Origin of the sequence: Pseudoxanthomonas jiangsuensis, from assembly GCF_010093185.1 — a bacterium.
Classification (GTDB): Bacteria; Pseudomonadota; Gammaproteobacteria; order Xanthomonadales; family Xanthomonadaceae; genus Pseudoxanthomonas; species Pseudoxanthomonas jiangsuensis.
Window position 1 is genome coordinate 1 of sequence record NZ_PDWL01000043.1, and the last position, 12,657, is coordinate 12,657.

Genomic DNA, 12,657 nt, shown 5'->3' on the forward strand with positions numbered 1-12,657 from the left:
CCACCCAGGTCTCCCCGGCCCGCATCCGGGTGTTCGATACCACCCTGCGCGACGGCGAGCAGTCGCCCGGCTGCAGCATGACCCCGCAGCAGAAGGTGGTGATGGCCCGCGCCCTCGCCGACCTGGGCGCGGACATCATCGAGACCGGCTTCCCGGCCAGCTCGCAGTCCGACCGCGAGGCCATGGCCCTGATCGGCAAGGAGCTGCGCCAGCCGACCCTGGCCGTGCTCTCGCGCTGCCTGCAGGCCGACATCGACATTTCCCTGCGCGCGCTGGAAGCGGCCGCGCGCCCGCGCCTGCACGTGTTCCTGTCCACCAGCCCGCTGCACCGCGAGCACAAGCTGCGCCTGACCCGGCAGCAGGTGCTGGACCGGGTGGTCGAGAGCGTGGCCTACGCCAAGCGCCACATCGACGACATCGAGTTCTCCACCGAGGACGGCACCCGCACCGAGGAGGACTTCCTGCACGAGGTCGTGGCCGCGGCCATTGCCGCCGGCGCCACCACCATCAACGTGCCCGACACGGTCGGCTTCACCACCCCGGAGGAGATCCGCGGCCTGTTCCAGCGCCTGATCGCCAACGTGCCCGGCGCCGGCGAAGTCATCTTCAGCGCCCACTGCCACAACGACCTGGGCCTGGCCGTGGCCAACACCCTGGCCGCGATCGAGGGCGGCGCGCGCCAGGTCGAGTGCACGATCAACGGCATCGGCGAGCGCGCCGGCAACTGCGCGCTGGAGGAGATCGTGATGGCGCTGAAGGTGCGCGGCGCGTTCTTCAACGTCGACACCGGCATCGACAGCCGCCGCCTGGTCCCGACCTCGCAGCTGCTGCAAAGGCTGATCGGCATGCACGTGCAGCGCAACAAGGCGGTGGTCGGCAGCAATGCCTTCGCCCACGAGTCGGGCATCCACCAGCACGGCATGCTGCGCCACCGCGGCACCTACGAGATCATGCGCCCGCAGGACGTGGGCTGGCCGGACACCCAGATGGTGCTGGGCCGCCACAGCGGCCGCGCCGCGGTCGAGCAGCGCCTGCGCGCGCTGGGCTACTACCTGGAGGAAGGCGAGCTGGACCTGGTGTTCGCCCAGTTCAAGGCCCTGTGCGAACAGCAGCGCGTGGTCACCGATTCCGACCTGCAGACCCTGATGCAGGACGGCGGCGACGGCGAGGGCTACCGCCTGGCCTCGATGACGGTCAGCGACCGCGGCCAGCGCGCCAGCGCCACCGTCGAGCTGTCCGATCCGGACGGCCGCCGGGTGGCCGAGACCGCCGAGGGCGATGGCCCGGTCGATGCGCTGTTCGCCGCCCTGGCCGCGGCCACCGGCGTGCAGCTGAGCCTGGAGAGCTACCAGGTGCACAGCGTCGGCTTGGGCGCCGATGCCCGCGGCGAGGCCAGCCTGAGCGTGCGCCAGGGCGAGACCGAGTACGAGGGCACCGGCACCAGCCGCGACATCATCGAGGCCAGCGCGCTGGCCTGGCTGGACGTGGCCAACCGCCTGCTGCGCCAGCGCCGCCTCGCCACGGCCAGCGAACCGCTGGCCACCGCCTCGGCCTGAACGCGGCGCGCTCGCTCCTGGCCTGACCGCGGACGGCGGACCCGCCGCCGCCGCGGCAGCCGCGCCCGCGCGGCGCGCCAGGCTCCGCCGCCTTCCGTCCCCTCTCCACGCACTGCTCCCGCGGGCGCCGCGCCAGCGCGACGCCCGCCGCAAGGAACGTCCACGATGCCGCTGCCCGAAAGCACCCAGGCCGCCACCCTCACCTTCGATGCGGCCGTGCATCGCGCCCTGGCCCGCCGCCTGGCCGATACGCCGTATCCGCACAACGGCCGGCTTGCGCCCCAGGCCGACGCGGCATCCGCCCGCCCGGCCGGCGCCCTGGCATCGCCGGCCGCCGACGCCGGCGATCCCGCCGCTCCGGGCATCGATTCCTCCCCTCCTTCCGGCTGAGCGGATCGCCGCGGCGCCATGCGCGCGCGGCCGCCGCGTTCCTGCGGCGACCGTCCCGATCCGCCTCCCCGTCTTCCACCCCCCTCTTCCACAAGGCCCACGCCCATGCACGCCAACATCGTCGTCCTGCCCGGTGACGGCATCGGTCCGGAGATCGTCTCCGCCACCCTGCCGGTGCTCGAAGCCGTCGCCGCCCGGTACGGCCACACCTTCGCCTTCCAGGAACACGACATCGGCGGGATCGCGATCGACCGCCACGGCGAGCCCCTGCCGGCGGCCACCCTGGCCGCCGCGCAGAAGGCCGATGCGGTGCTGCTGGGCGCGGTCGGCGGCCCGAAGTGGTCCGATCCCAACGCCAAGGTCCGCCCGGAGCAGGGCCTGCTGGCGATCCGCAAGGGCCTGGGCCTGTTCGCCAACCTGCGCCCGGTGCGCCCGCACCCGGCCGCGCTGGGCGCCTCGCCGATCAAGTCCGAGCTGCTGGCCGGGGTGGACATCGTGGTCGTGCGCGAGCTGACCGGCGGCATCTACTTCGGCGACAAGACCCGCAGCGCCACCGACGCCACCGACCTGTGCCGCTACAGCGTGGCCGAGATCGAGCGGGTGGTGCGCAGCGCCGCCACCCTGGCGCGCCAGCGCCGCGGCCACCTCACCTCGGTCGACAAGGCCAACGTGCTGGAGACCTCGCGGCTGTGGCGCGATGTCACCGCGCGGGTGATGCGCGAGGAATTCCCGGAGGTGACGATCGAGCACCAGCTGGTCGACTCGATGGCCATGCACCTGCTGTCCAAGCCGCGCGCCTACGACGTGATCGTCACCGAGAACATGTTCGGCGACATCCTCACCGACGAGGCCTCGATGCTGGCCGGCTCGCTGGGCCTGCTGGCCTCGGCCTCGCTGGGCGCGGGCAAGGTCGGCATCTATGAACCCATCCACGGCTCGGCCCCCGACATCGCCGGCAAGGGCATCGCCAATCCCTACGCCACCATCCTCAGCGCGGCGATGCTGCTGCGCCACTCGCTGGGGCTGGAGGCCGAGGCCGCCGCGATCGAGGCCGCCGTTTCCGCCGCGCTGGACGCCAAGGTGTTCACCGCCGACCTGGCCGCGCCCGGCCAGGCGGCGAACACCGCGCAGGCCGCGCAGGCGGTGATCGCGCGCCTGGGCTGAGCCGCCGGACCGGCCGCGGGAGCACGGCCGGCCCGGACATTCATTTGCAACGTCACATAGGGGAGTAGAGATGCCAGGTTCCAGGGAAGATTTCCTCGCACGGGTCGAACGCCGCGATCCCGGCCAGCCGGAGTTCCTGCAGGCGGTCAAGGAGGTCGCGGCGAGCCTGTGGCCGTTCCTGGAACGGCATCCGGAGTACGCCCGCATGGGCCTGCTCGAACGGCTGGTCGAACCGGAGCGCGCGATCCAGTTCCGGGTCAGCTGGGTCGACGACCGCGGCCAGGTCCAGGTCAACCGCGCCTTCCGCGTCCAGCACAGCTCGGCCATCGGCCCGTACAAGGGCGGCATGCGCTTCCATCCCTCGGTGAACCTGTCGATCCTGAAGTTCCTGGCCTTCGAGCAGACCTTCAAGAACGCCCTGACCACCCTGCCGATGGGCGGCGGCAAGGGCGGCTCGGACTTCGATCCCAAGGGCAAGAGCGAAGGCGAGGTGATGCGCTTCTGCCAGGCGCTGATGCTGGAGCTGTACCGCCACCTGGGCCCGGACACCGACGTGCCGGCCGGCGACATCGGCGTGGGCGCGCGCGAGGTCGGCTACATGGCCGGGATGATGAAGAAGCTGTCCAACCAGGCCGGCTGCGTGTTCACCGGCAAGGGCATCTCCTACGGCGGCAGCCTGATGCGCCCGGAAGCCACCGGCTACGGCACGGTCTATTTCGTCGAGCAGATGCTGCACCACGCCCGCCGCCAGACCCACGGCGCGCGCGTGCTGGTCTCCGGCTCGGGCAACGTCGCCCAGTTCGCCGCGATCAAGGCCACCGAACTGGGCGGCAAGGTGCTGACCTTCTCCGACTCCGACGGCACCCTGTACGCGCGCGACGGCTTCGACGCCAAGGCCATCGCCCAGATCGCCGAGCTGAAGAACGAGCGCCGCGGCCGCCTGGCCGAGCTGGGCGAGGACGCGCGCTTCGAGTACCTGCCCGGCAAGCGTCCGTGGCACGTCCCGGCCGAGATCGCCCTGCCCTGCGCCACCCAGAACGAACTGGACGGCGAGGACGCGCGCACCCTGGTCAAGAACGGAGTGGTCTGCGTGGCCGAGGGCGCGAACATGCCGTCCACGCTGGAGGCGGTGGACGTGTTCCTGGAAGCCGGCACCCTGTACGCGCCGGGCAAGGCGTCCAACGCCGGCGGCGTGGCCACCTCCGGCCTGGAGATGAGCCAGAACGCGTTGCGCCTGTCCTGGCATCACGCCGAGGTGGACGAGCGCCTGCACGTGATCATGAAGGACATCCACGCCAACTGCGTGCGCCACGGCAAGCGCCGCGACGGCAGCGTCAACTACGTGGACGGCGCCAACATCGCCGGCTTCGTCAAGGTCGCCGACGCGATGCTGGCGCAGGGCGTGAACTGAGCGACCTTCCCGCGCCAGGCCCGAAACAGGCGCCGCCTCCGGGCGGCGTCCTGCTTTCCGCGGATCAGGGTGCGCCGAACAGCCAGGGCTGCGTGGCCTTGTGCCGCGACTCGAACGCCGCGATCGCGTCGCGCTCCTGCAGGGTCAGGCCGATGTCGTCCAGGCCGTTGAGCAGGCAGTGCTTGCGGAAGGCGTCGATCTCGAACGCGTACTGCACGCCGTCGGGACGGGTCACGGTCTGCGAGGCCAGATCCACGGTCAGGCGATAGCCCTCGTTCGCCTCGCACTGCGCGAACAGCGCATCGACCTCCTCGTCCTCCAGCACGATCGGCAGCAGGCCGTTCTTGAAGCTGTTGTTGAAGAAGATATCGGCGAAGCTCGGGGCGATGATCGCGCGGAAGCCGTACTCGTCCAGCGCCCAGGGCGCGTGCTCGCGCGAGGAGCCGCAGCCGAAGTTCTCCCGCGCCAGCAGCACGCTGGCGCCGCGGTAGCGCGGGAAGTTCAGCACGAACTCGTGGTTGAGCGGGCGGTTGGAGCTGTCCTGCCCGGGCTGGCCCACGTCCAGGTAGCGCCATTCGTCGAACAGGTTCGGGCCGAAGCCCGAGCGCTTGATCGACTTCAGGAACTGCTTGGGGATGATCTGGTCGGTGTCGACATTGGCGCGGTCCAGCGGGCAGACCAGGCCGGCATGGGTGGTGAAGGCTTTCATCTCGGCGGTCTCCTCAGGCTTCCATCAGTTCGCGCACGTCGACGAAGTGCCCGGCCACCGCGGCCGCGGCGGCCATCGCCGGGCTGACCAGGTGGGTGCGCCCGCCGGCGCCCTGGCGGCCCTCGAAGTTGCGGTTGGAGGTGGAGGCGCAATGCTCGCCTTGGCCCAGCTTGTCCGGGTTCATCGCCAGGCACATCGAGCAGCCCGGCTCGCGCCACTCGAAGCCAGCCTCGACGAACACCTTGTCCAGGCCCTCGGCCTCGGCCTGCGCCTTGACCAGGCCCGAGCCCGGCACCACCAGGGCCTGCTTCACCGTCGCGGCGACCTTGCGGCCGCGCGCCACTTCCGCCGCCGCGCGCAGGTCCTCGATCCGCGAGTTGGTGCAGGAGCCAATAAACACCCGGTCCAGGCGGATCGCGGTGATCGGCTGGTTGGCCTCAAGGCCCATGTACTTCAGCGCGCGCTGGATAGAATCCTTCCTCACCGGATCGGGTTCCTGTTCCGGGTCGGGCACGTTCTGGTCCACCGCCAGCACCATCTCCGGCGATGTGCCCCAGCTGACCTGCGGCCGGATGTCCTCGGCGCGCAGTTCGACCATGGTGTCGAAGTGCGCGTCCGGGTCGGACACCAGCGTCTCCCACACCTTCACCGCCGCGTCCCAGTCCGCTCCCTTGGGCGCGAACGGGCGGCCCTTCACGTACTCGATGGTCTTCCCGTCCACCGCGACCATGCCCACGCGCGCGCCGGCCTCGATCGCCATGTTGCAGATGGTCATCCGGCCCTCGACCGACAGCTCGCGGATCGCGCTTCCGGCGAACTCCAGCGCATGGCCGTTGCCGCCGGCGGTGCCGATCCGGCCGATGACCGCCAGCACGATGTCCTTGGCGGTGACGCCGAACGGCAGCGTGCCCTCCACCCGCACCTGCATGTTCTTCATCTTCTTCGCCACCAGGCACTGGGTGGCCAGCACGTGCTCGACCTCGGAGGTGCCGATGCCGTGGGCCAGCGCGCCGAATGCGCCATGCGTGGAGGTGTGCGAATCGCCGCAGACCACGGTCATGCCCGGCAGGGTCGCGCCCTGCTCCGGACCGACCACGTGGACGATGCCCTGGCGGACGTCGTTCATCTTGAACTCGAGGATGCCGAAGTCGTCGCAGTTCTCGTCCAGGGTCTGCACCTGCAGGCGCGAGACCTCGTCCACGATCGCCTGCAGGCCGCCGGCGCGCTCCGTCTTCGTGGTCGGGACGTTGTGGTCGGGGGTGGCGATGTTGGCGTCGATCCGCCACGGCCTGCGCCCGGCCAGGCGCAGGCCCTCGAACGCCTGCGGCGAGGTCACCTCGTGGAGGATGTGGCGGTCGATGTAGATCAGTGAGGAACCGTCGTCGCGACGGGTCACCTCGTGCATCTCCCACAGCTTGTCGTACAGGGTCTTGCCGGCCATGTGTGCCTCGGATCGTGTCTGGCGGTGGCGGGGCGCCCTCAGTGGGCGACCCGCCGGCTGGACGGCCATCCTGCCGCCTTGCCTTCGATAACTCAAATGCATATTTTTCATCCACTGGATTCCCTTCAGGAATCGATGGAGCGGCGATGGACTGGGCCAGCCTCAACGCGTTCGTGGCCGTGGCCGAGCAGGGCGGCTTCTCCGCCGCCGCCGAGCACCTGCACCTGACCCAGCCGGCGGTGAGCAAGCGCATCGCCCTGCTGGAGGCCTCCCTGGGCGTACGCCTGTTCGACCGCCTCGGCCGCCAGGTCCTGCCCACCGAGGCCGGGCGCCTGCTGCTGCCGCGCGCCCGGCAGATGCTGGCCGAGGCCGAGGCCGCCCGCCGCGCCCTGGCCGACCTGGGCCAGGACATCGGCGGCCGCCTGAGCCTGGCCACCAGCCACCACATCGGCCTGCACCGGCTGCCTGCGCTCCTGCGCCGCTTCAGCGCCGGCCATCCGCGGGTGGCGCTGGACATCCGCTTCGTCGACTCCGAGCAGGCCTACGCCCAGGTCCTGCAGGGCGAGGTCGAGCTGGCGGTGACCACCCTCGGCCCGAGCGAGCCGCCGCTGCAGGCCTCCACGGTCTGGGACGATCCGCTGTGCTTCATGGTCGCGCCCGACCATCCGCTGGCGCGGCAGGCCAGGGTGAGCCTGGCCGACCTGGCCGCGCACCCGGCGGTGCTGCCCGACCCAGGCACCTTCACCCACCGCATCGTCGCCGAGACCTTCGCCCGCCGCGGCCTGTCGCTGAAGTTGCGGATGACCACCAACTACCTGGAGACAATCAAGATGATGGTTTCCGTCGGCCTGGCCTGGAGCGCCCTGCCGCGGATCATGGCCGACGCCCAGGTGCAGGTGCTGCCGGTGCCGGGCGTGCAGCTGGCGCGCCGGCTGGGCTACGTGGTGCACGGCGGCCGTACGCTCTCGCGCGCGGCGCAGGCGTTCGTCGGGTTGCTGCAGGCGGGCTCACCGGCTGCGTAAGCGGCCGGGTACTTCGCTCCCCCGGGATTGGCGGCAGGTCACTGCGGATGCTTCAGCTCGAAAAGCCGCGGGAAGATGGCTACGGGGATTCGTCACGAGGCCCCCTGCCGCTCATGTCCCCCGGCATCGGCCTGCGGCCGCTGCCTCCTCCTTTACTTCCCGTCAGGGGGCCTCGCAACGAATCCCTTCGACCTGGCTGGCGCCTCGCTCGTCCCCGTAATCTTCCCTTGTAGGAGCCGGTCTTGCCGGCGACCGCCATGGCTGGCGGCTTGCTGGCAGGCGGCTTGCACATGGCGGTCGCCGGCAAGACCGGCTCCTACAAAGGCAGGCGGCGTAGCGGCGGGAGGCGGCCGGCCAACATGAAGCGCTGCGGTGCGGTGCCTGCCGACGGGAAGTAAAGGAGGAGGCATCGGACCCGGCGGAAGCCGGGGCCGATGCCGGGGGACATGAGCGGCGGCAGGCACCGTGCCGCAGCGCCGCAGCGCACCCTCCCCTGCCCTTCGCATGATGGCGTGGAACGGAGCAGCCCCCGCTCCACACCATGCGAACCCCGGTCAGGCCGCCGCTTCCTCCGGCTTCACCCGGAACCACGCCGCGTACAGCGCCGGCAGGAACAGCAGGGTCAGGCCGGTGGCCACGATCAGCCCTCCCATGATCGCCACCGCCATCGAACCGTAGAACGCGCTGCGCGACAGCGGGATCATCGCCAGCACCGCCGTCAGCGCGGTCAGCACGATCGGCCGGAAGCGGCGCACGGTCGCGTCCACGATCGCGTGCCAGCGGTCGTGCCCGGCGGCGATGTCCTGCTCGATCTGGTCGGCCAGGATCACCGAGTTGCGCATCACCATGCCCGCCAGCGCGATCGTGCCCAGCAATGCCACGAAGCCGAACGGCATCCGGAACATCAGCAGGAACCAGGTCGCCCCGATCAGCCCCAGCGGCGCGGTGACCAGCACCATCAGCGTGCGCGAGAAGCTGCGCAGCTGCAGCATCAGCAGGGTGGTCACGACCAGCAGGAACAGCGGCATGCCCGCGGCGATCGAGTTCTGCCCGCGGGCCGAGTCCTCGACCGAGCCGCCGACCTGCAGCAGGTAGCCCTGCGGCAGCTGCGCGCGCAGTGCGTCCAGGGTCGGGTCGATCTGCGCGGTCACCGCCGCCGGCAGCAGTTCGTCGCCGATGTCGGCGCGCACGGTGACCGTGGGCAGCCGGTCGCGGTGCCAGATGATCCCGTCCTCGAACACGTGGTGCAGGCGCGCGACCTGCGACAAAGGCACGCTGCCACCATCGCCGGTCGGGATCGACAGGCTGCCCAGCAGCTCCAGCTGGCCGCGGTCGCCGGCGCCGCCGCGCAGCATGATCCCCACCAGCTCGTTGCCCTCGCGGTAGGTGCTGGCGCTGTAGCCGGACAGCTGCGCGCCCAGGAACCGGGCCAGCTGCGCGCTGCTCACGCCCAGGGCGCGGGCGCGGTCCTGGTCGATCTCCAGCCGCACCACCTTGCTCGGCTCGTCCCAGTCGAGGTTGACGTTGGTGGTGTGCGGGTTGGCCCGCACCTTCTCCGCCACCTGGCGGGCGATCGCGCGTACCTGCGCGATGTGCTCGCCCGAGACCCGGAACTGCACCGGATAGCCGACCGGCGGCCCGTTCTCCAGCCGGGTGACGCGCATCTGCAGCTCGGGGAACTGCGGCGCGACCTCCTTCAGCAGCCAGTTGCGCAGTTCCTCGCGCGCGCCGGTGTCGCGGGCCAGGACCACGAACTGGCTGAAGTTGGTCGCCGGCAGCTGCTGGTCCAGCGGCAGGTAGAAGCGCGGCGAGCCGGTACCGACGTAGGCCACGTAGTTGCGGATGTCCTGCCGCTGCTGCAGCAGGGTCTCGAGCTTCTTCGCCTGGGCCTCGGTGGCGCGCAGGGACACGCCCTCGGCCAGCTCCAGGTCGACCATGAGTTCGGGCCGGGTCGAGTCCGGGAAGAACTGCTGCGGCACGAAGCGGAACATCAGCAGAGACAGCACGAACAGGCCCGCGGTCGCGCCGATCACCCACCAGCGCCGGCGCAGGCAGGCGTCGAGCAGGCGTCGGAAGCGCACGTAGAACGGCCGCTGGTAGGGATCGTGGTGGTGGCCGTCGATCGGCGCCGGCGCCAGCACGGAGGCGAACTGCGGCCAGCGGTCGGCCAGGCGCTCGCGGAAAGCGCGGCGGCGCGCGGCCAGGCTGCCCGGCTTCGGCGGCTGCGGATGGGCCAGGTCCGGCAGCATCTTGTCGCCCAGGTAGGGGATGAACAGCACCGCCGCCACCCACGACACCAGCAGGGCGATGGTCACCACCTGGAACAGCGAGCGGGTGTACTCGCCGGTGCTGGACGCGGCAGTGGCGATGGGCAGGAACCCGGCCGCGGTGATCAGGGTGCCGGTCAGCATCGGGAACGCGGTCGATTCCCAGGCGAAGCTGGCCGCGCGCAGGCGGTCGAAGCCCTGCTCCATCTTGATCGCCATCATCTCCACCGCGATGATCGCGTCGTCCACCAGCAGGCCCAGCGCCAGCACCAGCGCGCCCAGCGAGATCTTGTGCAGGCCGATGCCGAAGTAGTGCATCACCGCGAAGGTCATCGCCAGCACCAGCGGAATCGACACCGCCACCACCAGGCCGGTGCGGAAGCCCAGCGAGAAGAAGCTGACCAGCAGGACGATCGTCACCGCCTCGGCCAGCACCCGCACGAACTCGCCGACCGAGTCGCGCACCGCCTCGGGTTGGTCGGAGACCTTGCGCAGCTCCATCCCGGCCGGCAGCTGCTTCCGCAGTTGCGCGAACCGCTGCTCCAGCTCATCGCCCAGGCGCAGGATGTGGCCGCCGTCCTTCATCGCCACCGAAATGCCGATCGCGTCCTGGCCCATGAACCGCATCCGCGGTGCGGCCGGGTCGGCGAAGCCGCGGCTGACCGTGGCCACGTCGCCCAGGCGGATGGTGCGGCCGCCGGCGCGGACCGGGAACGCGCGGATCTCCTCCACGCTGCGGAACGGCCCGTCCACCCGCAGCTGCACCCGCTCGGTGGCGGTCTCGTAGAAACCGGCCGGGACCACCGCGTTCTGGCCGTCCAGCGCCTGCTGCACCGCCTGCAGCGGGATGCCCAGGGTGGCCAGCTTGGTGTTGTCGATCTCGATCCAGACCTTCTCGTCCTGCAGGCCGACCAGCTCGACCTTGCCCACGTCCGGCACCCTCTGCAGCTCCAGCTGGATGCGGTCGGCGTAGTCCTTGAGGATCGCGTAGTCGAAGCCGGGCCCGGTCAGGGCGTAGATGTTGCCGAAGGTGTCGCCGAACTCGTCGTTGAAGAATGGCCCGACCACCCCGTCCGGCAGGCTGGAACGGATGTCGCCGACCTTCTTGCGCACCTGGTACCACAGGTCCGGCACGTCCTTCGATTTCATCGAGTCGCGGGCCATGAAGATCACCTGCGACTCGCCCGGGCGCGAGTAGCTGCGCACGAACTCGTACTTGCCGGTGTTCATCACCGCCTTCTCGATCCGCTCGGTGACCTGGCGCGAGACCTCCTCGGCGGTGGCACCCGGCCACATCGTCTGCACCACCATCGCCTTGAAGGTGAACGGCGGGTCTTCGCTCTGGCCCAGGCGCAGGTAGGACCAGGTCCCGATCACCGCCAGCGCGATCATCGCGTACAGCACCAGGCCGCGGTTGTGCAGGGCCCACTCGGAGACGTTGAAGCGGCGCATGGCTCAGTCCGCCTTCGGCTGGGCGGGAGCGGCAGCGGCGACCGGCCGGTTCTCGCGGTCGACCGGCGCCACCGCCTCGCCTTCGCGCAGCAGGTGGCCGCCGGCGGCCACCACCCAGTCCTGCGCCCGCAAGGCGCCGCTCACCGGCACGTCCTCCTGGCCGAACCCGCCGGCCTGTACCGGCACCCGCACCGCCTTGCCCTGGCGCACCGCCCAGACCGCGGCCTGGCCGTCCTCGCCGCGCTGCACCGCCGCCAGCGGCACCCGCAGGGCCGCGGACACGCTGGCCTGGCCCAGGTGAACGCGGGCGCTCTGGCCCAGCGCGACCTCGCCGGCGACGCTGTCGTCCAGCGCCACCCGCGCGGCGTAGCTGCGGGTCTGGGTATCGGCGGCCGGGGCGATCTCGCGGATCCGCGCCGGCAGCCGGCGGCCGCGCGCGCTCCACAGCTCGACCGTGGCCGGGTCGCCGACCTTGAACTCGCCGATGCGGTCTTCCGGCAGCACGATCGCCACCTCGCGGCCGCCGTCGGCGGCCAGGGTGAATACGGTCTGGCCGGCGGCCACCACCTGCCCGGCCTCGGCCTCGCGCGAGGCCACCACGCCGTCGTGCGGCGCGCGCAGTTCGGTGTAGCCGGCCTGGTTGCGGGTCACGTCCCACTGCGCCCGGGCCGCACGCGCCTGGCCGGCGGCGGCCTCGTAGGCGGCCTTCTGCGCATCGTAGGCCGAGCGGCTGACCAGTTGCTGGTCCACCAGCCGCGCGTAGCGGTCCAGGTCGCCCCTGGCGCGCGCGGCCTCGGCCTCGGCGGCCGACAGCTGGGCCTGGGCGGCCCGGGCCTGCAGAGCCTGGTCGCCCGGGTCCAGTTCGGCCAGCACCTGGCCTTGCTTGACCCGCGCGCCGGCATCGACCCGCCGGGTCACCAGCTTGCCGCCGACCCGGAACGCCAGCGGGCTTTCCTGGCGCGCGTGCACCTCGCCCGGGAAGGCCGGTCCGGCGCCACCGGCGGCGGCCTGCGGCTGCACCACCCAGACCGGGCGCGCGGCCGGCGGCGCCTCGGCCTGGTGGCCGCAGCCGGCGAGCACTGCAGCCAGCAGCAGGGCGGTCGCGCCGCCTGCATGGATTCCCTTCTTCATTGGACGGCGCTCCGTTGTCGGATTTGGAAAATAGTGAACCGCCCGGTATGGTATAAATAGAAAACCAAGTAGTATAGTATTCCCGCATGACCCGCAAGCCTCCCGCCCCAGCCC

At 71.2% G+C, this 12,657-nt stretch carries 9 protein-coding genes; 5 read left to right on the forward strand and 4 right to left on the reverse strand.

The features are described from left to right. The first annotated feature begins 23 nt into the window (after positions 1-23). The 4 genes from CSC62_RS16765 (at position 24) to gdhA (ending at position 4,521) form a co-directional block, all read left to right on the forward strand. On the forward strand, positions 24-1,556 hold the full coding sequence (locus CSC62_RS16765) for a 2-isopropylmalate synthase (RefSeq protein WP_246194521.1): 1,533 nt from the start codon (positions 24-26) through the stop codon (positions 1,554-1,556). Between the two features lie 165 nt (positions 1,557-1,721). Continuing rightward, a complete protein-coding gene (locus CSC62_RS16770) occupies positions 1,722-1,946 on the forward strand; it encodes a hypothetical protein (RefSeq protein ID WP_162407824.1) in 225 nt (74 codons plus the stop codon). Positions 1,947-2,051: 105 nt separating this feature from the next. Beyond that, a complete protein-coding gene (gene leuB / locus CSC62_RS16775) occupies positions 2,052-3,110 on the forward strand; it encodes a 3-isopropylmalate dehydrogenase (RefSeq protein ID WP_162407825.1) in 1,059 nt (352 codons plus the stop codon). Positions 3,111-3,180: 70 nt separating this feature from the next. Then, positions 3,181-4,521, forward strand: a complete 1,341-nt coding sequence (gene gdhA, locus CSC62_RS16780) for an NADP-specific glutamate dehydrogenase (RefSeq protein ID WP_162407826.1) — start codon at positions 3,181-3,183, stop codon at positions 4,519-4,521. Between the two features lie 64 nt (positions 4,522-4,585). On the opposite strand, the gene leuD is transcribed toward gdhA, so the two are convergent. Further along, positions 4,586-5,230, reverse strand: a complete 645-nt coding sequence (gene leuD / locus CSC62_RS16785) for a 3-isopropylmalate dehydratase small subunit (RefSeq protein WP_162407827.1) — start codon at positions 5,228-5,230, stop codon at positions 4,586-4,588. Between the two features lie 13 nt (positions 5,231-5,243). Beyond that, the gene (leuC, locus tag CSC62_RS16790) at positions 5,244-6,671 is read right to left on the reverse strand and encodes a 3-isopropylmalate dehydratase large subunit (protein WP_162407828.1); all 1,428 of its coding nucleotides are present in this window, start codon (positions 6,669-6,671) and stop codon (positions 5,244-5,246) included. Positions 6,672-6,817: 146 nt separating this feature from the next. Between leuC and CSC62_RS16795 the strand changes: the two genes are divergently transcribed. Further along, the gene (locus CSC62_RS16795; protein WP_162407829.1) at positions 6,818-7,693 is read left to right on the forward strand and encodes a LysR family transcriptional regulator; all 876 of its coding nucleotides are present in this window, start codon (positions 6,818-6,820) and stop codon (positions 7,691-7,693) included. Between the two features lie 554 nt (positions 7,694-8,247). Here the strand turns inward: CSC62_RS16795 and CSC62_RS16800 are convergent. Both CSC62_RS16800 and CSC62_RS16805 read right to left on the reverse strand, forming a co-directional pair. Next, positions 8,248-11,412, reverse strand: a complete 3,165-nt coding sequence (locus tag CSC62_RS16800) for an efflux RND transporter permease subunit (RefSeq protein ID WP_162407830.1) — start codon at positions 11,410-11,412, stop codon at positions 8,248-8,250. A gap of 3 nt (positions 11,413-11,415) precedes the next feature. Then, positions 11,416-12,543: an efflux RND transporter periplasmic adaptor subunit gene (locus CSC62_RS16805; RefSeq protein ID WP_162407831.1), complete on the reverse strand. Its 1,128-nt coding sequence runs from the start codon at positions 12,541-12,543 to the stop codon at positions 11,416-11,418. Between the last annotated feature and the right edge of the window lie 114 nt (positions 12,544-12,657).

Coding starts and splice junctions, on each gene's coding strand:
- leuD (WP_162407827.1), bottom strand. CDS start 5,230: ATGAAAGCCTTCACCACCCATGCCGGCCTGGTCTGCCCGCTGGACCGC.
- CSC62_RS16795 (WP_162407829.1), top strand. CDS start 6,818: ATGGACTGGGCCAGCCTCAACGCGTTCGTGGCCGTGGCCGAGCAGGGC.
- CSC62_RS16800 (WP_162407830.1), bottom strand. CDS start 11,412: ATGCGCCGCTTCAACGTCTCCGAGTGGGCCCTGCACAACCGCGGCCTG.
- leuC (WP_162407828.1), bottom strand. CDS start 6,671: ATGGCCGGCAAGACCCTGTACGACAAGCTGTGGGAGATGCACGAGGTG.
- CSC62_RS16805 (WP_162407831.1), bottom strand. CDS start 12,543: ATGAAGAAGGGAATCCATGCAGGCGGCGCGACCGCCCTGCTGCTGGCT.
- gdhA (WP_162407826.1), top strand. CDS start 3,181: ATGCCAGGTTCCAGGGAAGATTTCCTCGCACGGGTCGAACGCCGCGAT.
- CSC62_RS16770 (WP_162407824.1), top strand. CDS start 1,722: ATGCCGCTGCCCGAAAGCACCCAGGCCGCCACCCTCACCTTCGATGCG.
- leuB (WP_162407825.1), top strand. CDS start 2,052: ATGCACGCCAACATCGTCGTCCTGCCCGGTGACGGCATCGGTCCGGAG.